The 18,436-nt window shown below is 75.1% G+C and carries 19 protein-coding genes and 3 pseudogenes; 12 read left to right on the top strand and 10 right to left on the bottom strand.

The window, feature by feature from the left end; translation table 11 throughout:
• Nucleotide 1: 1 nt before the first annotated feature.
• Nucleotides 2–751, bottom strand: coding sequence for a DUF3710 domain-containing protein (locus JOE63_RS11150; RefSeq protein ID WP_087471901.1), 750 nt, complete (start codon nt 749–751; stop codon nt 2–4).
• Between the two features lie 161 nt (nt 752–912).
• Nucleotides 913–1,389: a dUTP diphosphatase gene (gene dut / locus JOE63_RS11145; protein WP_244286133.1), complete on the bottom strand. Its 477-nt coding sequence runs from the start codon at nt 1,387–1,389 to the stop codon at nt 913–915.
• 76 nt (nt 1,390–1,465) lie between these two features.
• Here dut and JOE63_RS11140 point away from each other — a divergent pair, with 76 nt between their 5' ends.
• Complete coding sequence (locus tag JOE63_RS11140; protein ID WP_204541376.1) at nt 1,466–1,984, top strand: DUF3093 domain-containing protein; 519 nt, start codon at nt 1,466–1,468, stop codon at nt 1,982–1,984.
• Between the two features lie 116 nt (nt 1,985–2,100).
• Here JOE63_RS11140 and JOE63_RS11135 read toward each other — a convergent pair whose 3' ends face one another.
• The 3 genes from JOE63_RS11135 to JOE63_RS11125 all read right to left on the bottom strand — a co-directional run bounded on the left by JOE63_RS11135 (nt 2,101) and on the right by JOE63_RS11125 (nt 4,232).
• Nucleotides 2,101–2,400 (bottom strand): DUF4193 domain-containing protein, encoded by a 300-nt coding sequence (locus JOE63_RS11135; protein WP_047234722.1) that lies wholly within the window; start codon nt 2,398–2,400, stop codon nt 2,101–2,103.
• A 323-nt stretch (nt 2,401–2,723) separates the two neighbouring features.
• Nucleotides 2,724–3,575 (bottom strand): inositol monophosphatase family protein, encoded by an 852-nt coding sequence (locus JOE63_RS11130; protein ID WP_307840034.1) that lies wholly within the window; start codon nt 3,573–3,575, stop codon nt 2,724–2,726.
• A 3-nt stretch (nt 3,576–3,578) separates the two neighbouring features.
• Nucleotides 3,579–4,232, bottom strand: a complete 654-nt coding sequence (locus tag JOE63_RS11125; protein ID WP_255318895.1) for a trimeric intracellular cation channel family protein — start codon at nt 4,230–4,232, stop codon at nt 3,579–3,581.
• Nucleotides 4,233–4,489: 257 nt separating this feature from the next.
• Here JOE63_RS11125 and sepH point away from each other — a divergent pair, with 257 nt between their 5' ends.
• Nucleotides 4,490–5,632, top strand: coding sequence for a septation protein SepH (gene sepH, locus JOE63_RS11120; protein ID WP_204541373.1), 1,143 nt, complete (start codon nt 4,490–4,492; stop codon nt 5,630–5,632).
• 92 nt (nt 5,633–5,724) lie between these two features.
• Here sepH and JOE63_RS11115 read toward each other — a convergent pair whose 3' ends face one another.
• From JOE63_RS11115 to JOE63_RS11100, 4 genes are all read right to left on the bottom strand, one after another.
• Nucleotides 5,725–6,366 (bottom strand): thymidine kinase, encoded by a 642-nt coding sequence (locus JOE63_RS11115; RefSeq protein WP_087471897.1) that lies wholly within the window; start codon nt 6,364–6,366, stop codon nt 5,725–5,727.
• 84 nt (nt 6,367–6,450) lie between these two features.
• Nucleotides 6,451–7,647, bottom strand: a complete 1,197-nt coding sequence (locus JOE63_RS11110; RefSeq protein WP_204541370.1) for an alkaline phosphatase family protein — start codon at nt 7,645–7,647, stop codon at nt 6,451–6,453.
• Entirely contained in the window at nt 7,644–8,237 is a 594-nt protein-coding gene (locus tag JOE63_RS11105; RefSeq protein WP_087471895.1) for a DUF5998 family protein, read from the bottom strand. The genes JOE63_RS11110 and JOE63_RS11105 overlap by 4 nt, the downstream gene beginning before the upstream one ends.
• Before the next feature lie 72 nt (nt 8,238–8,309).
• The gene (locus JOE63_RS11100; protein WP_204541367.1) at nt 8,310–11,099 is read right to left on the bottom strand and encodes a bifunctional acetate--CoA ligase family protein/GNAT family N-acetyltransferase; all 2,790 of its coding nucleotides are present in this window, start codon (nt 11,097–11,099) and stop codon (nt 8,310–8,312) included.
• Nucleotides 11,100–11,314: 215 nt separating this feature from the next.
• Between JOE63_RS11100 and JOE63_RS11095 the strand changes: the two genes are divergently transcribed.
• From JOE63_RS11095 to JOE63_RS11060, 10 genes and pseudogenes are all read left to right on the top strand, one after another.
• On the top strand, nt 11,315–13,765 hold the full coding sequence (locus JOE63_RS11095; protein WP_204541364.1) for a DNA gyrase/topoisomerase IV subunit A: 2,451 nt from the start codon (nt 11,315–11,317) through the stop codon (nt 13,763–13,765).
• An 11-nt stretch (nt 13,766–13,776) separates the two neighbouring features.
• A complete protein-coding gene (locus tag JOE63_RS11090) occupies nt 13,777–14,325 on the top strand; it encodes an endonuclease V (RefSeq protein WP_204541361.1) in 549 nt (182 codons plus the stop codon).
• 30 nt (nt 14,326–14,355) lie between these two features.
• Nucleotides 14,356–14,538, top strand: a pseudogene (locus tag JOE63_RS11085) (FitA-like ribbon-helix-helix domain-containing protein); the annotation flags it as partial.
• Nucleotides 14,535–14,717: a hypothetical protein gene (locus tag JOE63_RS11080; protein WP_204541355.1), complete on the top strand. Its 183-nt coding sequence runs from the start codon at nt 14,535–14,537 to the stop codon at nt 14,715–14,717. The pseudogene JOE63_RS11085 and the gene JOE63_RS11080, both read left to right, overlap by 4 nt.
• Nucleotides 14,714–14,962, top strand: a complete 249-nt coding sequence (locus tag JOE63_RS11075) for a hypothetical protein (protein WP_204541352.1) — start codon at nt 14,714–14,716, stop codon at nt 14,960–14,962. The genes JOE63_RS11080 and JOE63_RS11075 overlap by 4 nt, the downstream gene beginning before the upstream one ends.
• Before the next feature lie 304 nt (nt 14,963–15,266).
• Nucleotides 15,267–15,473 (top strand): annotated as a pseudogene (locus JOE63_RS21800) (alcohol dehydrogenase catalytic domain-containing protein); the annotation flags it as partial.
• Between the two features lie 105 nt (nt 15,474–15,578).
• A pseudogene (locus JOE63_RS21795) lies at nt 15,579–15,686 on the top strand (IMP dehydrogenase); the annotation flags it as partial.
• Nucleotides 15,687–15,698: 12 nt separating this feature from the next.
• Nucleotides 15,699–16,169, top strand: a complete 471-nt coding sequence (locus JOE63_RS21790) for a zinc-binding dehydrogenase (RefSeq protein WP_374059067.1) — start codon at nt 15,699–15,701, stop codon at nt 16,167–16,169.
• A gap of 58 nt (nt 16,170–16,227) precedes the next feature.
• Nucleotides 16,228–17,106: a helix-turn-helix transcriptional regulator gene (locus JOE63_RS11065; protein ID WP_204543654.1), complete on the top strand. Its 879-nt coding sequence runs from the start codon at nt 16,228–16,230 to the stop codon at nt 17,104–17,106.
• A 9-nt stretch (nt 17,107–17,115) separates the two neighbouring features.
• Nucleotides 17,116–17,685 (top strand): DapH/DapD/GlmU-related protein, encoded by a 570-nt coding sequence (locus JOE63_RS11060; protein ID WP_204541349.1) that lies wholly within the window; start codon nt 17,116–17,118, stop codon nt 17,683–17,685.
• A gap of 28 nt (nt 17,686–17,713) precedes the next feature.
• Here JOE63_RS11060 and JOE63_RS11055 read toward each other — a convergent pair whose 3' ends face one another.
• Nucleotides 17,714–18,421: a lysoplasmalogenase gene (locus JOE63_RS11055; RefSeq protein WP_204541346.1), complete on the bottom strand. Its 708-nt coding sequence runs from the start codon at nt 18,419–18,421 to the stop codon at nt 17,714–17,716.
• Nucleotides 18,422–18,436 lie beyond the last annotated feature (15 nt).

Here is an 18,436-nt window from a genome sequence, read left to right as displayed (position 1 = left end):
GTCAGCGGATCTCCGTGATCTCCGGCCCACGCGTCAGCGGGTCGAACGAGGGCGTCTCGGGCGCGCCGGCAGGTGCCGGGGCCGTCGCGGCCGGGCCCTTGCCCGGCAGGTGCAGGGTCAGGAGGTCGCGCGGCGGGCGCGGGCTCTGGTCGCGCACGACGACGATGTTGGCGAACACGGACTCCAGCAGCCGGGCCTCGGCCGGGTCGACCGCCGCCTTGCCCGTGAGGACGCCGCGGAGGAACCAGCGCGGGCCGTCGACCCCCACGAAGCGCGCGGGGCGCACGCCCGGGCGCCCGTCCGGCGTCTGCGCGGGGATGCGGGCGAGCAGCTCGCGACCGAACGGGCCGGGGAGGTCGTCGACCGTGCCGCCCTGCTTGGTCACCGACGCGGCGATCTCGCCGCGGATCTCGTCCCAGATGCCGTCCGTGCGGGGCGCGGCGAACGCCTGCACCTGCAGCCCGGAGCCCGCGACCGCGCACGCGACGCCCGTGATGCGCTGGGTCTTCTTGTCGACCTCCATGCGCAGCTCCATGCCGGGCACGCCGGGCAGCCACACCGCGCCCAGGTCGAGGCGGGGCCCGCGCTCGGGCACCTGGGAGGAGTCGTACGGGCCGCGGGCCGGCTTCGCGTCGGTCGCCTCGGCGACGGGAGCGCCGTCGTCGACCTGCTCGGACGTCGTGCCCGACGGCGCCGACGGCTCGGGCGACTCGGTCGGCTCGGACGACCTGGAGCGACGGAACAGACCCACGGAGGAACTCCTTCACCTGCCCGGCCCTCGGCCGGGACTCCTGACGGGGCGCTCGCCCCGCACTGCTTCCACACTAGCCCGCGCAGCGACGGTCGTGGTGCGACGTTCGCTGCGCGCCGACGGGCGCGCGGCTTCCGCCGCGGCCGCCCGCCCGCGACCGGTCAGGTCGCCGCGGCCCACCCGCCGCTCGACCCGAAACCGCCCTCGCCACGGTGCGACCCGGGCAGCCGCTCGGCCTGCACGAAGCGCGCCCGCTCGACCTTCTGCACGACGAGCTGCGCGACCCGGTCGCCGCGCCGCAGGACGACGGCCTCGCGCGCGTCGGTGTTGAGCAGCGTCACCTTGATCTCGCCGCGATAGCCGGCGTCGACGGTGCCCGGCGCGTTGACGACCGTGAGGCCGTGCTTCGCGGCGAGGCCCGAGCGCGGGTGCACGAACGCCGCGTAGCCGTCGGGCAGCGCGATCGAGACGCCCGTCGGGACGACGACGCGCTCCCCCGGCGCCAGCTCGACGTCGACGGTCGTCACGAGGTCCGCGCCCGCGTCGCCCGGGTGGGCGTACGACGGCAGGGGGACGTCGTCGAGGAGGGTGATGAGGACGTCGACGTCCCCGGTCTCGGGCTGGTGGTGGTTCGGCACCCGGCAGAGCCTAGTGGGCGCGGGCGGGCCCTGCGAGCACGTCGGGCGACGCCCCGACTGCTGGGATGATGGACCCATGACGGACCCCGCCGACCGCAGCACGCCCTCCTCGACCCCGGGAGCCGCCGGGGCACCCGGTCCCGAGGGCCTGGCGCCGTACCGTGAGCGGCTCGTCCCGGGCGTCGGCGGCTGGGCCGCGGCCGTCGGGTTCGCGCTGGTCCTCGGGATCGCGCTGTGGCCCGCGAGCCACGCGATCGCGCTCGGCGTGGGCACGCTCGCCGCGGTGGCGGGCGTCGCCGGTCTCTGGTGGACCTCGCCGGTCGTCGCCGTGGCGGACGGCGAGCTCCGGGCCGGGCGGGCGCACATCCCCGTGTCCCTGCTCGGCCAGGTCACGACCCTCGACGCGGAGGCGATGCGCGTGCAGCTCGGCCCGCGCCTCGACGCCCGCGCCTACGTGTGCCTGCGCGCGTGGGCCCGCACCGGCGTGCACGTCACGCTCGACGACCCGCAGGACCCGACGCCGTACTGGCTCGTCTCCACGCGGCACCCGCAGCGTCTCGCGGACGCGCTCCGGGCCGCTGCGCGCGCCTCCTGACGGCGCCGCGCGTCTGTACCCCACGGGCCGCCGCGCAGGAGCACCGCACGGCAGCCCGCGAACGACGAAGGCCGCCGCCCCGGGGAGGGGTCGGCGGCCTTCGGGCGTCGTGCAGGTCAGGCGGCGCACTCCGAGCAGATCTGCTGCCCGTTCTTCTCGTACGCGAGCTGGCTGCGGTGGTGCACGAGGAAGCAGCTCGAGCACGTGAACTCGTCGGCCTGACGAGGCAGGACCCGGACGGAGAGCTCCTCGCCGGACAGGTCGGCACCGGGCAGCTCGAAACCTTCCGCCGCCTCGGTCTCGTCCTCGTCAACGACGCCCGAGCTCTTGTCGGAGCGACGTGCCTGGAGCTCCTGGAGCGAGTCCTCGCTGAGCTCCTCTTCACTCTTGCGGGGGGCGTCGTAGTCTGTTGCCATCTGTGGGGTCACTCTCCGGAGTATTCGTCGATCGCGACAGTGCCCGTCCGGGACCACCGGCGATGGCCGGTCGTGCCGGGCGGCACGGGTGCGGGGCGCGGGGGGCACCCCGTGACGTGTCGTGCCCCGAGGTCGTCGAGGCGTTGCACGCTGAACAATGCACGGCGCACCGGAATTGTTCCCGGCGGGCCACCGGATTCTGCACCATTTCCGGGAGGGATGCACCCTGTGGCACCCCGCCCGACCGGTGTCGTTCGTCACGGGCGAACACAGGGTCGCCCGGACCGCGGTCACGGGAACGCTCCCAGGCCGCCCGGGTGCGGTCAGGAGTCGGTGTCGGCGTCCGCGTCCTCGAGGATCCGGACGAGCCGCGCGACCGCCTCGGGCGGCCCCGCGACGGTCATCTCGCGGTCGGCGGCGCGCCCGCGCAGGCCCGTCACGCGCGCCCCCGCCTCGTGCGCGACGAGGGCGCCCGCGGCCATGTCCCACGGGTTGAGGCCGCGCTCGTAGTAGAGGTCGAGCTCGCCCGAGGCGACGAGGCACAGGTCGATCGCGGCGGAGCCGAGGCGGCGGATGTCCCGGACCTCGGGCAGCACGTCGACCAGCACGCGCGCCTGCGCGCGGCGCCGCTCCGCGTCGTACCCGAAGCCCGTGCCCACGAGGCACTGCCCCAGGTCGGTCTCGGCGTTCACCCGGACGGGGCGGCCGTCCACCGTCGCCCCGGCCCCGAGTCCCGCCGTCCAGGTGCGCCCGTCGACGACGGAGTGCACCGCGCCGGCGAGGACGGTCCACTCGAGCGGGTCCGGCGGGCCCACGACCGCGGCGACGGACACCGCGTACGACGCGATCCCGTACAGGTAGTTGACCGTGCCGTCGACGGGGTCGATCACCCAGGTGATGCCGGACGTGCCGGACGACGCGCCCTCCTCCTCGCCGAGGATCGCGTCGTCCGGGCGGGCCGCCGCGATGCCGCGTCGCAGGAGCGCCTCGGAGTCGGCGTCCATGCGCGTCACGACGTCCGTGGCCGTCGACTTGGTGGCGGCCACCTCGACGCGGTCGGGGCGACCGGAGCGGACGAGGTCGCCGGCCTCGCGGGCGAGGCGCTCGGCAAGGTCGCGCAGGTCGGCCACGGTCACGTCGTCGGGCTGTCGGGGGTCGTCGATGAAGAGGCGCACGGCTCACATCCTGCCCGACCCGCGGCGTGCGGTGCGACCCTCCCACGGACCGGGGGCGGACCAGCCGAGGCGGAGGGAGAGGAGGCGGAAGCCGAACACGAGCGCGAGGACCGCCGCCTGGGACAGCAGCCCGAGCGCGCCGGCCTCCGCGAGCCCGGCGGTGAGCGCGGCGCCCGCGAGCGCCGGGATCGCGTAGAGCTGCTTGTCCTGGAACAGGAGCGGCGCCTCGTTGGTCAGCAGGTCGCGCAGGATCCCGCCACCCACGCCCGTGATGACGCCCGCGAAGATCGCCGCGAGCGGGCCGACCCCGTAGTCGAGGCCCTTCATGGTCCCGGAGAGCACGAAGAGCGCGAGCGCGCCCGCGTCGAGGACGATGATGCTGCGCCGGAGCCGCTCGAGCCGCGGGTGCCAGAAGAAGGTCACGACGCCCGCGAGCACCGCGACCGCGACGAGGCGCCAGTCGGAGATCCCGACCGGGGGGATCGCGCCGATCAGGACGTCGCGCAGCAGACCGCCGCCGAGCCCCGCGACCCAGGCGAGCACCAGGACGCCCACGAGGTCGAACCGCTTGCGCACGGCGGCGAGCCCGCCCGAGAGCGCCGCGAAGAACACGCCGCCGAGCTCGAGGGCGTCGCCGGGCACGAGGTCGAGGATCACACCCGGCATCATCCCAGCCGACCGCCCTCGGGGCGCGGACGAGCGCGCGCCGAGTCCGCGGCACACCGCGCGTGCTGCGCGGCTCGCGGGTGGGACGATGGCACCCTCGAGGGAGCGGTGACGCGGGCGTCGCGGTCCGCCGGCCCGGGAGACCGGGCTCGTGGCGGCACCGGGCGGCCCGAGCGGCATCGGGCGACCGGGACGGCATCGGGAGCGGCACCGCGAGCGCCACCGGGCGCGGCGACACGGGAGGGTCCATGGACGAGCTGGAGCTGGTGAGACTGCACGAGGACGGGGAGCACCTCGTCCTGCGCGCGACGGGCGGCACGCAGTTCACGCTGCCGATCACCGAGGCGCTGCGCGCGGCCGTGCGCCGCGACCGCCCGCACCTGGAGCACCTGCGCGCAGAGGGCGAGCGCAACCTCGCGCCGCGCGAGATCCAGGCCCGGCTGCGCGCCGGCGAGTCGGTCGAGACGGTCGCCGAGGCCGCCGGCCTCGGCGTCGAGCACGTGCGGCGCTTCGCGGGCCCCGTGGTCGCGGAGCAGGAGTACGTCGTCGACCGGGTCCGCGCCTCCCGCCAGGGGCACGACGAGGACTCGCCGACCGTCGGGGAGCTCGTCGCGCAGCGCCTCGCCGCGCGCGACGTCGAGCCCGACGCCGTGGAGTGGAGCGCCGCACGTCAGCCCGGGGCGTCGTGGGTCGTGACGGCCGCGTTCGAGGTCGGGACGGGCAGCCGGACGGCCCGGTGGACCTACGACGCGGGGACGCGGGCGCTGCACGCGCTCGACGACGAGGCCCGCTGGCTCTCGGGGACGGACGCCCCGCGCGACCCGACGCCCGGGGCCGTCGCGGTGTTCGACGTCGACGCGACGGCGCGCGGCGGCCGCGGGCTCCGTGCCGCACCGCCGGCCGCTCCCCCGGCCGACGACGGGACCGCCGAGCTGCTCGACGACCTGAGCCAGCGCCGGGGCGTACGCCCGCGCAAGGCACCGGCCGTGCCCGTCGAGGTCGACGGGCAGGAGCCGTTCGAGGGGTTCGGGCCGCAGGTGGGGGTCCGGCACGACCAGGACGCGTCGCAGGACGACTCTCCGGACGACGCGGCCGCGCCCGCCGGGGCGACCGTCGTCCACCTCCCGACCATCCGTCCGCTCGACGCGGTGCGCCTCCCGGACCCGCCGCCCGACGACGCCCGCGGCGAGACGGGCCCGGACCCCGAGGACGGCCCGGGCGGCCGTCCGCCGCACGAGGACCGCTCGGGCGGCGCCGGTTCCACGGACGCGGACGAGCCGCCGCGCGCCGCGCGGCCCCAGGCCGCGCGCGAGCCCCGCAAGGGGAAGAACCGCTCGCGCGCGAAGGTCCCGAGCTGGGACGAGATCGTGTTCGGGGCACGCCCGGAGTAGGCGCGACGCGCCGGTTCAGCACGCCGGTTCAGCACGCCGGCTCAGCTCGCCGGCTCAGCTCGCCGGCTCAGGACTCGGGCTCGGTGCCCGGCTCAGCGTGGCAGGTCGAGCGGCAGACCGTCGGCCGCGGCCTGGCGGCGCGCGACGGCGGTGGTCATGCGGCGCATGTGGTGGCGACGGCACAGCACCTCGTACCCGACCTCGCCCGAGCCCGCGTCGACGTCCCCGACGACGACCTGGTCACCCTCGACGACCATGCTCCCGTCGACCGTACGGGCGTTGTGGGTCGCGCGCCGGCCGCACCAGCACAGCGACTCGACCTGCAGCACCTCGACCCGGTCGGCGAGCTCGATGAGCCGGGCCGAGCCGGGAAAGAGCCGGGTGCGGAAGTCGGCCGTGATGCCGAACGCGAAGACGTCGATCTCCGTCTCGTCGACGAGCCGCGCGAGCTGCTCCACCTGCGCCGGGGAGTAGAACTGCGCCTCGTCGCAGACCAGGTAGTCCACCGGGTCCTGCTCGGCCGTGACGAGCGACCAGAAGTCGGTGTCGTCGCGCACCTCGCGCGCGACGACCTCGAGCCCGAGCCGGGACGAGAGCCGGTCGGACCCGGCCCGGTCGTTGCGGGAGAAGATGAGCCCCCGGCGGCCGCGCGCGGCGTGGTTGTGGTCGAGCTGCAGGGCGAGGGTGGACTTGCCGCAGTCCATGGTCCCGGAGAAGAAGACGAGCTCGGCCATCGGGCGTTCCTTCGCGAGGTCGGTCGGTGCGGGGTCGTGGGCGGGTCGCGTCGCGGTGGGAACCGCTGGGAGTCGCGGGCGTGGTCAGGTCCCGGCGACGAGCAGCGGGACGCGCATCTCGCGCTCGGTGAGCGAGCCGTGCACGCCGACGAGCGCGAGCGACGCCGGCGTCTGGGTGCGTGAGTCGACCACGGTGGCGCGGCCGCGCAGCGCGACGATCACGTCGCCGGCCGCCGCGACCGCCTCCGGCCGCGGGTCGGGGCCGAGGAGACCACGGGCGAGCACGTCCTCGCGCTCGAGGACGAGCGCGTCGTCGCCCAGGACGTCGCGCCAGCGCGCCGCGACGGCGGTCGTCTCCCCCGGCTCGGTGTAGACGTGCACCGCGCGCGGCTCGCCGCCGACGAGCGAGACGCCCCGGGCGAGCTCCGGGTCGGTGGCGACGTCGCGGCGCAGGCCCGGGTCGACGTCGACCATCCCGTGGTCCGCGGTGACGAGCACGAGGGTGCCCCTCGGGACCGACCGGGCGAGCCGGGCGAGCTCGCGGTCGAGGGCCTCGAGCTCGTCGCCCCACTGCCACGAGGTGCTGCCGTGGTGGTGACCCGCCTTGTCCACCTCGCCCCAGTACAGGTAGACGAGGCCCGGCCGCTTGAGGGCGCGCACGGCGGCGTCGACGCGCGCCCCGAGGCCCTCGGCGGCGGCGTACGACCCACCGCGCAGGGCCGCGACGGTCATGCCGGACCCGGCGAACCGCGCCGGACCCGTCGAGGTCGCCGCGACGCCCGCTCCTGCGACCCGCTCGAGCACGGGGGTCTCGCGCTGGAGCTCCGCGGGGGGCGGTGCGCCGTCCCACGACACCATGTTGGCGAGCCCGCCCGTCGCGGGGTTGCGCTGCGTGTACCCGAGCATGCCCGTGCGCCCGGGGGCGGTGCCGGTACCGAACGCGCCGATCGCGGCGGCCGTCGTGCTGGGGAAGGTCGAGGTGAGCGCCCGCGCGTCGGGCAGGAGCGAGCGGAGGAACGGCGCGTGCCCAGCACGCTCCGCGAGGTTGACGTGCCCCAGGCCGTCGACGAGGACGACGCACACGCGCTCGGCACGCGGAAGGTCGAGGGCCGCGCGCGCCGCCTCGCTCCCGATCCCCGTGGCGGTCGTGAACCGGACGCCGAGCGCGCCCGCGGCCCCCGGGAGCACGGCGGCGAGGCCGCCGAGCCCGAGGTCGGGCGCGAGGAGTCCAGCCGGGAGCGCCGGGGTGGCAGGGGCCTCGTCCGTGCGTGCCTCGCTCACCGGGCGCTGTGCCTCGCGGTGGCGCGCGAGAGGGCGCGCGCGAAGTCGACCGCGGCGCGCACGGCGTCACGGCCCTCCGCCTCGGCGCTCACGCGGACGACGACGTCGTCCGGCGTGATCTGGCCCGTGAGCCCGTGGTCGGCGTCGCAGCTCGGGTCCGCGCACCCGGCGGGCTCGAGGTCGACGCGCGAGACCGCGCCCCAGCCGAGGGCGAGCGTCACCTCGAGCGGCGCGGTGCCCGCGCGGTGCTCGTGCGGCTCGGCCACGACGTGCGTGAGCGAGACCGACCGCACCTCGGCCAGCGGCACCGACTCGGTCGTGGCGGCGGCGGACGCGGACGGGTTCTCGCTGTCGGCCGGGTGGTCGTCGACGTGCGCCGTGACGAGCCGCGTGGGGGTCAGGACGAGCACCGTGAGGTGCCGGCGCACCTCGGACGCGTCGAACGTCGTCTCCGGGAGCACGAGGTGCGAGACGATCTCCTCCCCCGCGACCGCGAGGTCGAGGACGTCCGCGACGAGCTCCGGGTAGTAGCCGGCGCGGTGGAGCTGGGTCGTCAGGTCGGTCCAGGGGTTCGAGGTTGCTGAGGGCACCCGCGCATTCTCCCATCCGGCGAGCGGCCGCGGCCACCCGCCCTCGGCGCCTGTGGACGGACGAGGCGGACCTCAGCCGGGCAGGGCGCGACGCAGCGCGTCGGCGCGCTGGGCGTCCGCGAGCGTGACGCGCGCGCTGAGGACCGCGGCCTCGTGCTCGGACACGACGACGGGGTACAGCTCGAGGCTGCGCACCTCGGGCAGGTCGTCCGCGAGCACGGACACCCGCGCCAGGACGTCCTCCAGCGCGGCCGTGGCCACGACGTGGGTGCCCATGTACCCGAAGAGCCGCGGAGCCGCCCGCACCGACCGCACCATGGCCGCGACGTCCACGTCGGTCAGCGGCGGCACCCCGTACGCGACGTCGCCCAGGAGGTCGACCGCGTCGCCCGCGAGGCCGAACGACACGACAGGGCCGAAGAGTTGGTCCTCGGTCGAGCGCACCACGCACGCGACACCCGCGTCGGCCATGGCCTGCACCTCGAACGGCTGGTCGGCGGCGCCGGGCAGCACGGCCGCGAGCGCCTCGCGCATCTGCGCGACGTCGGAGCGGAGCTCCATCTCGTCCGCGATGTCGAGGCGGACGCCGCCGAGGTCCGCGCGGTGGCGCAGCCCGGCCGCCGTGCTCTTGAGCGCCACGGGCCAGCCGACCTCGCGCGCCGCCTCGACCGCCTCGTCGGCGGTGCGGACCCGGCGTGCGGGCCACAGGCGCACGCCGTAGCACGCGAGGAGGTCGGCGGTCGTCGCGGGGTCGAGGTCGACGGCGTCCCGGCCCGCGAGCGCGCCCTCGACGAGGGCGCGCGCGCGGCCCGCGTCGACGCCCGCGGGGCGCACGGGCGTCCCGTGGTCCGCCTCGCGCCAGCGGGCGTAGCGCACGACGGCGCCGAGCGCGGCGACCGCGTCCTCGGGCGTGGAGTAGGCCGGGACCCGCAGCAGGGCGTCGGACGCTCCGCCGTCGGGCGCCGGGGCCGAGAGCTCGTCGGTGAGGCCGTGGAGCCCCAGCATGCTCGCGACGGTCGTGCGCCCCGTCCGGGCCGCCGCGAGCGCCACGGCGTGGGAGACGTCCTCGCGGCGAGGGTGCACCACGGGGACCTGGACCACCACGACCACGTCGCACGCGTCGGGCGCGTAGAGCGCGTCGACCGTGGCGGCGAGCTCGGCCGGCGACGCGTCCTCGGGCAGGAAGTCCGACCGTGCGACGACGAGGCCCGCCGACGACGACGCCTCCGCGACGAGCGCGGCGAGCGACGCCGAGCTGGCGAGGATGCCGACGCGGCGCCCACCCGGGAGCGGCTGGTGCGCGAGGAGCTGGGCGATGTCGATCATGTGGTGCGTGTTCTCGGCCCGGATCACGCCCGACTGGCGCAGCATCTCCTCGAGCGTGCGGCGGGGTGCGCGCGTCGAGCGCACGGCGTGGCCGGGCGGCACGACCTGGCCCGAGCGCCCGGCCGTGACGACCACGACCGGCTTGACCGACGCGAGTCGCCGCGCGATGCGCGAGAACTTGCGCGGGTTGCCGATCGACTCGAGGTACAGGCAGACCACCTGCGTCGCGGCGTCGTCCTGCCAGTACTGCATGAGGTCGTTGCCCGACACGTCGGCCCTGTGCCCCGCGGACAGGAACGACGACACGCCCAGCCCGCGCCGCGCCGTCGTCGCGAGCAGCGTGACGGCCATCGGCGCCGACTGGCTGAACAGCCCCACGGCGCCGGGCAGCGGCAGGTCCTCGGCGAGCGTCGCCGCGAGCGCGGGCCGCTCGCGGGTCTCGCCCGTGCGCAGCAGGCCGTAGCTCGCGGGCCCGACGACGCGCAGCCCCGCCGTGTGCGCGACGCGCAGGAGCTCGCGCTGGAGCGCGAGCCCGTCCGGCCCGGTCTCGGCGAACCCGGCGGACAGCACGACGACGCCGCGCACCTCGAGGCGCGCGAGCTGGCGGACCGCCTCGATGGCGTCCGGCGGCGGCAGGGCGACGACCGCGAGGTCCACCGGGCCGGGGACGTCGGCGAGGGTGGCGTGCACGCGGGACGACGTCCCGCCGTCGGGCACGTCCGCGCCACCGCCCACGACGTGGACGGTGACGCCCTGGCTGCGCACGAGCGCGGCCAGGGCGCGGTGCGCGAGGACGCGGTCGAGGGGCACGTCGTCGGGGTCCCGGCCGTCGAGCGGCAGCCCCGGTCCGACGAGCACGACGCTCGTCGCACCGAGCAGCCCCTGCATGCTCCGCGCCTCCGCGCGGTGCTCGCGGTCGGCCATGACGGCCCGCGACCGCTCCGTGGGGTCGAGGTCGACGCTCACCTGGACGAACCCGTCGTCCATCTGCTGGCGCACGTCGTACCCGGCCTCGCGGAAGACGGCGAGCATCTTGCCGTTCTGCGGCAGCACCTCGGCGGTGAAGCGCCGCACGCCGCGCTCGCGCGCCGCCGCGGCGACGTGCTCGAGCAGCACGGACCCCAGCCCCCGGCCCTGCGCCGAGTCGGCGATGTTGAAGGCGACCTCCGCCTCGCCCGTGCCCGTGCGGTCGAAGCGCGCGACGCCGATGATGTCCTCGCCGGCGTCGTCGGCCGTCTCCTCGGCGGCCGGGTCCGCGTCGTCCCGCGGGCGGACCGCGACGAGCGCGACGCGGTCGACGTGGTCGACGCGCGTGAACCGCTCCAGGTCGCGCTCCGAGAGCCGCTCCATGGGGGCGAAGAAGCGCAGGTAGGTCGAGCGCTCGGACTGGCCCACGTGGAACCGCTGCAGCGCGTCCGCGTCCTCGGGACGGATGGGCCGCACGTGCGTCGTCGTCCCGTCGCGCAGGACGACGTCCGCCTCCCACTCCACCGGGTACCGGTCCGGGCCCCGCCCGGCTGCGCCGCCGTCGCTCACGCCCCCAGGCTATGCGGTCCCCAGCGCGGTGCGCCTGCGCCACCCCGGCCCGACCGGGGAGGACAATGGTCCCTCGACAGACATCGCGACGCGGCGTGTCGGACGGTTGGCGTACCCTCGCGTGCGGCGCGCAACCGCAGCACGCCACCACCGGCGCACGCCGGCACAGATCCCGCGCCCTCGCGGCGCACCGAACGGCAGGAGCCCGCAGGCACATGGCGCGCAAGTCCTCGACCCCCTCGCTCGACCCGGCCGAGGTGAACGAGAAGATCGTCGACGTCGACGTCCAGGCGGAGATGGAGACGTCGTTCCTCGAGTACGCCTACTCCGTCATCTACTCCCGCGCCCTGCCCGACGCGCGCGACGGCCTCAAGCCCGTGCAGCGCCGCATCCTCTACATGATGGCCGACATGGGGCTGCGCCCCGACCGCGCGCACGTGAAGTCGGCGCGCGTCGTCGGCGAGGTCATGGGCAAGCTGCACCCGCACGGCGACGCGGCGATCTACGACGCGCTCGTGCGCCTCTCGCAGGACTTCTCCTTGCGGCTCCCGCTCGTCGACGGGCACGGCAACTTCGGCACGCTCGACGACGGCCCCGCCGCCTCCCGGTACACCGAGGCGCGCCTCGCTCCCCCGTCTCTCGCGATGACGGCCGGGCTCGACGAGGACGTCGTCGACTTCGTCCCGAACTACGACAACAAGCTCCAGCAGCCCGAGGTGCTGCCGGCAGCGATCCCGAACCTGCTCGTCAACGGGGCGTCGGGCATCGCGGTCGGCATGGCGACCAACATGGCGCCGCACAACCTCGTCGAGGTCGTCGCCGCGGCGCGCCACCTCGTCGCGCACCCCGACGCCGACCTCGACGCGCTCATGCGGTTCGTCCCGGGACCCGACCTGCCGACGGGCGGCAAGATCGTCGGGCTCGACGGCGTGCGCGACGCCTACCGCACCGGCCGCGGCACCTTCCGCACGCGTGCCACCGCGCGCGTGGAGAACCTCACCCCGCGCCGCAAGGGCATCGTCATCACCGAGCTGCCCTACCTCGTCGGCCCGGAGAAGGTGATCGAGAAGATCGCCGAGGGCGTCAAGACCAAGAAGATCCAGGGCATCACGGCCGCGACCGACCTCACGGACCGCGAGCACGGGCTGCGGATCGTCGTCGAGGTGAAGACGGGCTTCAACCCCGAGGCGGTGCTGGAGCAGCTCTACAAGTTCACGCCGCTCGAGGACTCGTTCGGCATGAACAACGTCGCGCTCGTCGACGGCCAGCCGCGCACGCTCGGCCTGCGCGAGATGCTCACGGTCTGGGTGAACCACCGGATCGACGTGGTCCGCCGACGCTCGGCCTACCGGCTGCGCAAGCGGTCCGAGCGCCTGCACCTCGTGGACGGCCTCCTCGTCGCGATCGTCGACATCGACGAGGTGATCCAGGTGATCCGCTCGTCCGACGACACCGCGACGGCCCGCGGACGCCTCCAGACCGTGTTCGACCTGTCCGAGCCGCAGGCGGAGTACATCCTCGAGCTCCAGCTGCGCCGCCTCACCAAGTTCTCCCGCATCGAGCTCGAGAAGGAGCAGGAGACGCTGCGCCGCGAGATCGAGGAGCTGCAGGAGATCCTCGGCAGCGACGCGCGCCTGCGCGCTGTGGTCTCGGGAGAGATGGCGGACGTCGCCAAGACGTACGGGACGCCGCGCCGCACGATCCTCCTGGAGTCCGCCGGCGCCGCGCCGACCACGACCGCGGCCGTGCCGCTCGAGGTCGCGGACACGCCCTGCTGGGCGCTGTTCTCCGCCACCGGTCTGCTCGCGCGCACGAGCGACGAGACGGAGCCCGCGCGCAGCGGGCCGCGCGCCGCCCACGACGTGCTGCGCGCCGTCGTGCGCACGACGGCGCGCGGCGAGGTCGGCCTCGTCACGAGCCGTGGGCGCATGGTCCGCGTGTCCGTGCTCGACCTGCCCGCGCTGCCGCCCACCGACAACGCGCCGAGCCTGTCCGGCGGCGTGCCGCTCGGCGAGGTCGTCGCGCTCGAGCCCGGCGAGGAGGCCGTGACGATCGCGTCGCTCGACGCCGACGCTCCCCCGCTCGCCCTCGGCACCGCGCAGGGCGTCGTCAAGCGCGTCACCCCCGGCGACGTGCCGAACAACCGCGACGACTGGGAGGTCATCGGCCTCAAGGACGGTGACACCGTCGTCGGCGCGGCGCCTGCGACCGACGCGGACGAGGTCGTGTTCGTCAGCTCCGACGCGTCGCTCCTGCACTTCGACGCGTCTGCGGTGCGGCCGCAGGGGCGCGCGGCCGGCGGCATGGCCGGCATCCGGCTCGCCGACGGCCACCGCGTCGCGTTCTTCGGCGTCGTCCCGGCCGACGTGCGCGACCTCGGGGTCGTCGTCACCGTCGCCGGGTCGTCGGGCGCCCTCGCGGGCACCCAGACCGGGGCCGGCAAGGTCACGCCGTACGAGCTCTACCCCGGCAAGGGCCGCGGCACCGGCGGCGTCCGTGCCCAGCGGTTCCTCAAGGGCGAGGACGCGCTGATCCTCGCGTGGGTGGGGCAGGGCCCCGCCCGGGCCACGGGCTCCGGCGGCCAGGCCGTCGACCTGCCCGAGGTCGACCAGCGCCGCGACGGGTCGGGCACGCCGCTCGCCTCGCCGGTCACGGCCGTCGGCTGAGGCACGAGCCGATGCGCCCACCGCCGTCGGACCGCGCCTCCCTCCGGCACGGACTCTCGGCGGCGGTGGACGTCCACTACCCGCCCGACGGCGGGGCGAACGCCGCGGTCGTCGTCGCCGCGGACCCGACGTTCCGGAACGTGCTGGAGACACGGACCGTCTGGGTACCCACCGTCGCGCCGTACGTGCCCGGACGGTTCTTCGAGCGCGAGCTCCCGCCGCTGCTCGCCGTACTCTCGCAGGTCGCTGCTCTCGACCTGCTGATCGTCGACGGCTACGTGACGCTCGACGCGGACGGAACTCCGGGCCTGGGGGCACACGTGGCGCGGTCGGGTGCTGCTCCGACGGTGATCGGTGTCGCGAAGACGCCGTTCCGGTCCGCGGCGCACGCCGTCGAGATCCTGCGCGGCGCGAGTGCCCGTCCGCTCCACGTCACCGCGACGGGGATCGACCTGGGCTCCGCGGCACGACTGGTCACGGACCTCCCCGGCGGCGGGCGCATCCCTGACCCGCTGCGGCTCGTCGACCGGATCGCGCGCTCCGCCCCTGCTCGCGCCTGAGGCCTTGTCAACCCTGCCGGCACCAAAGCAGCCCTCCGCGCACGCGCGAAGCAGCACCACCGTTCAGTGGAGGCAGAGGCCCGGAGTCTGCTCACGACGGCACTTGCCCGCGACCCGGTGACCATGGTCGACCTGCTCGGGACGGACGAGGGCGCCGACCTCGAGTTCGAGCCGCAGCGCGTCGGCCTGACGTCGCGCGACGTCGACCTGTGAGGTATCTCCTCGACACCAGCGTCGTGTCGTCGCTGCGCGTTCGAGGACGCCATCCCACCGTCGAGCGTTGGGCGTCCTCGATCCCGGTCCGCGACCAGTACGTCGCTGCACTGACGATCGCCGAGATCGAGCGCGGGATCGTTGCCAAGGAACGGGGGACGCCGCCGCTCAGGGCATGATCCTGCGCCGATGGTTCGAGGAGAACGTCCTCCCCGCCTTCGCAGAGCGCGTCGCGCCTTTCGATCTCGCCGCGGCACGGGTCCTCGCCACCTTCGGCGTGCCGGAGCACGCCCCTCTCGACGAGGCCGTCATCGCCGCAACCGCGCGGTCCTGCGAAGCCGTGGTCGCCACACGCAACGTCAAGCACTTCGGTCCGCTCGAGGTCGAGACCGTCAACCCGTGGGATCCGACGACCTGGCGCTGAAGCATGCCTGACATCCGGGCCTCGGCGAGACGCCTCTCGGGACCCTCGTCACCGATCCCGAACCAGGTACTGCCAGAACCCTGTTGGAGCGGGACTCCCAAGAGGCTGCGAGCCCGGTGTCGAATGGTGAGCGCACCAGTTTCCCACCGGTAACGGAGAGCTCCTTGAAGGCCACCGTCATCTACGGCGCGGGCGACGTCCGCGTCGAGACCCGTCCCGACCCGACGATCGTCGAGCCCACCGACGCGATCGTGCGCACGGTGCGCGCGTGCGTCTGCGGGTCCGACTGCACCCCTACCGTTCCATGCCGCACACCGACCAGGGCGTCCCGATCGGGCACGAGCTCCTCGGCGTCGTCGAGGAGACCGGGTCGGCCGTCACGACCGTCCGCGCGGGCGATCTCGTGATCGCGCCGTTCGCGTGGTCGGACAACACGTGCCCCGTGTGCCGCGACGGCTTCCAGACCGCGTGCCCGCACGGCGGCTTCTACGGCAACCCCGGCGACGTGGGCGGCCAGCAGGCCGAGCTCGCGCGCATCCCGCTCGCGGACGGCAGCCTGGTCGCCGTGCCGGACGTCGACGAGACGAGCCCGCTCCTCCCCTCGCTGGTCACCCTCTCGGACGTGTACCTCACCGGCTACCACGCGGCGCACAGGGCACGCGTCTCCGCGCGGACGACCGTCACCGTGATCGGCGACGGCGCCGTCGGGCTGTCCGCCGTGCTCGCCGCACGGCAGATGGGCGCCGAGCGCATCATCCTCATGGGCCGCCACACGTCGCGGACCGACCTGGGGCGCGAGTGGGGCGCGACCGACGTCGTCGCCGAGCGCGGTGCGGAGGGGATCCAGCGGGTCCTCGACCTCACGGACGGCCTGGGCAGCCACGTCGTGCTGGAGGCCGTCGGGCACATGCCCGCCTACGAGCAGTCCTACGGCGTCGTGCGCGCGGGGGGCGTGATCAGCCGCGTCGGTGTCCCGCAGTACGAGGACGCACCGGTCGGCTTCGGCTCGCTGTTCGGCCGCAACATCACGCTCACCGGCGGGCCCGCGCCCGTCCGCGCGTACCTCGAGGACGCGATCCCGCAGGTGCTCCGCGGCGAGATCGACCCCGGCCGGGTGTTCGACAAGACCGTCGCGATCGACGACATCGCCGAGGGCTACGCCGCGATGGACCGCCGCGAGTCCCTCAAGACGCTCGTCGCGTTCTGATCGGACGACGTCGGGCGACCGGCCGTCGTCCCGACGTACCGTGAAAGACGTGGAGGCCATGGACAACCGTTCCGAGGTGCGCGAGTTCCTCATGAGCCGCCGGGCCCGGGTGACCCCCGAGCAGGCCGGCATCGAGACGTTCGGCGGCCGTCGCCGCGTCGCGGGGCTGCGCCGCGACGAGGTCGCCCGGCTCGCCGGCATGAGCGTGGACTACTACACGCGGCTCGAGCGCGGGAACCTGCGGGGCGTGTCCGACGTCGTGCTCGAGTCGGTGGCGCGTGCCCTGCTCCTCGACACGGCCGAGCGTGAGCACCTGCTCGACCTCGCGCGCACCGCGAACCCTGTCGGCGCCCGCCCGCAGCGCGGCCACGGCGACACCCCGGTGCGCCCCGAGCTGCAGTACCTGCTCGACGCGATCACGACGGCGCCCGCGTTCATCCAGAACAACCGCATGGACCTCGTCGCAGCCAACGCGCTCGGGTACGCGATGTACGCGCCGATGGTCGCGGGCTTGGCTTGCCCGGCGAACTTCTCGCGGCACATCTTCCTCGACCCCGCGTCGCACGACTTCTACCCCGACTGGGACCGCGCGGCGTGGACGAACGTCACGATCCTGCGCCGCGAGGCCGGCCGCAGCCCGCACGACCGGCGCCTCCAGGCCCTCGTGGGCGAGCTCTCGACGCGGAGCGAGCGGTTCCGCGAGCTATGGGCGTCCCACGACGTGCGCCGCCACTACGCCGGGCAGAAGACCTTCCGCCACCCCGTCGTCGGGGACCTCGAGCTGCACTACCAGACGCTCGAGCTCCACGGCGACCCCGGGCTCGGCATGACCGTGTACACCGCGACCCCCGGCTCCCCGACCGAGGAGTCGCTGCGCCTGCTCGCGTCCTGGGCGGCCGCGGAGGCTCCGGCCACCGCGCCGTCGCGCACCGACTGAGAGGAACACGTGGACCTGGACGACCTGCTGGCCGAGCTCGACGCCGGGCGGACGATCCCCGGCGGCTCGCCGCTGCACGCCGTCATGCACCGCACGAGCCAGGAGGCGCTGCGCGTCGCCGGCGAGCTCAACGGTGCGTACCGCTCGCCCGAGCGCGTCCGCGAGCTCCTCGCGGACCTGACGGGCAGGCCCGTGCACGAGTCCGTGACCCTCTTCCCGCCGTTCACGGCCGACTTCGGCAAGAACATCGCCCTCGGCCGAGACGTCTTCATCAACTCCGGCTGCCGGTTCCAGGACCAGGGCGGCATCACCGTCGGGGACGGCTGCCTCATCGGGCACAACGCCGTCCTCACGACGCTCAACCACGACCTCGACCCGGCCCGGCGCGCCGACATGCACCCCGCGCCCGTGGTCCTCGGCCGCAACGTGTGGCTCGGCGCGAACGTGACCGTCCTCCCCGGGGTGACGATCGGGGACGACGCCGTCGTCGGGGCCGGCTCCGTCGTCACCCGGGACGTCCCGGCACGCACCGTCGTCGTCGGCACGCCCGCGCGCGTCGTCCGCTCGCTCGACGCCTGAGGGTCGGGTCAGCGGGAACCAGCGAGCGTCACGTCGACGCCCACGCGGCGCCGCCCTTCTCCTCGACGGGCACCGCTGCGGCGCGCTCCCGCCGGAGCACGCCGAGGACGAGGAGCAGCTGCCCGACGACGTAGGTGAGCATCACCCAGAAGCCGTGCGCGGGCAGGGCGTACCACGGCGCGAACGCGTCGAGGGCGATGAGCGCGTCCGACACGAGGAAGACCGCCCCGCCGACGGCCGCCAGGCGGTCCACGCCCGTCGCCGTCACGGCCATCAGCACGAGGCACGCGCCGTACACGACGACCGGGACGAGCAGCGACCCGGCACCGGGCGCGCACGCGACGACGAGTGCGACGAAGGCGACCAGGTACGGCGCGAGCGCGAGCGGACGACGGAGCACCGACCCGGCGCGGAAGGGCCAGAACGCGAGCGTGTACGTCACCTGGGCGCAGAGGAAGAACCCGACCATGACGAGGAACGCCGTGTCCCCGTCGGCGAGGTCGGGCGCCGTGTCACCGAGCCACGAGAAGCCCAGCGCGACGAGCGTGAACCGGACCAGCCGCGAGCGCCGACCCGAGCCACCGCCGTCGCGTCGTCGGGTCGCGAGCCACAGGCAGACCGCGAGGAAGGGCATGAGGAACCACTGCGACGTGTCGGCGAGCGTCGAGGCGCCGGCGAGCTGCGCGGTGAGGTGGACGAGGGTGAGCAGGGCGAGCGCGCCCCACGCGGCGAGCATGGGTGTCGGGACTCC

Origin of the sequence: Cellulosimicrobium cellulans (assembly GCF_016907755.1) — a bacterium.
Classification (GTDB): Bacteria; Actinomycetota; Actinomycetes; order Actinomycetales; family Cellulomonadaceae; genus Cellulosimicrobium; species Cellulosimicrobium cellulans_D.
The sequence above is the reverse complement of the archived record's forward strand: the minus strand, read 5'-3'. Positions and strand labels throughout refer to the sequence as shown.

Bases quoted from the DNA above. Each gene is read 5' to 3' on its own strand.
- JOE63_RS11140 (WP_204541376.1), top strand. From the start codon at position 1,466: ATGACGGACCCCGCCGACCGCAGCACGCCCTCCTCGACCCCGGGAGCC.
- JOE63_RS11135 (WP_047234722.1), bottom strand. From the start codon at position 2,400: ATGGCAACAGACTACGACGCCCCCCGCAAGAGTGAAGAGGAGCTCAGC.
- sepH (WP_204541373.1), top strand. From the start codon at position 4,490: ATGGACGAGCTGGAGCTGGTGAGACTGCACGAGGACGGGGAGCACCTC.
- JOE63_RS11115 (WP_087471897.1), bottom strand. From the start codon at position 6,366: ATGGCCGAGCTCGTCTTCTTCTCCGGGACCATGGACTGCGGCAAGTCC.
- JOE63_RS11095 (WP_204541364.1), top strand. From the start codon at position 11,315: ATGGCGCGCAAGTCCTCGACCCCCTCGCTCGACCCGGCCGAGGTGAAC.
- JOE63_RS11090 (WP_204541361.1), top strand. From the start codon at position 13,777: ATGCGCCCACCGCCGTCGGACCGCGCCTCCCTCCGGCACGGACTCTCG.
- JOE63_RS11075 (WP_204541352.1), top strand. From the start codon at position 14,714: ATGATCCTGCGCCGATGGTTCGAGGAGAACGTCCTCCCCGCCTTCGCA.
- JOE63_RS21790 (WP_374059067.1), top strand. From the start codon at position 15,699: ATGGGCGCCGAGCGCATCATCCTCATGGGCCGCCACACGTCGCGGACC.
- JOE63_RS11065 (WP_204543654.1), top strand. From the start codon at position 16,228: ATGGACAACCGTTCCGAGGTGCGCGAGTTCCTCATGAGCCGCCGGGCC.
- JOE63_RS11055 (WP_204541346.1), bottom strand. From the start codon at position 18,421: ATGCTCGCCGCGTGGGGCGCGCTCGCCCTGCTCACCCTCGTCCACCTC.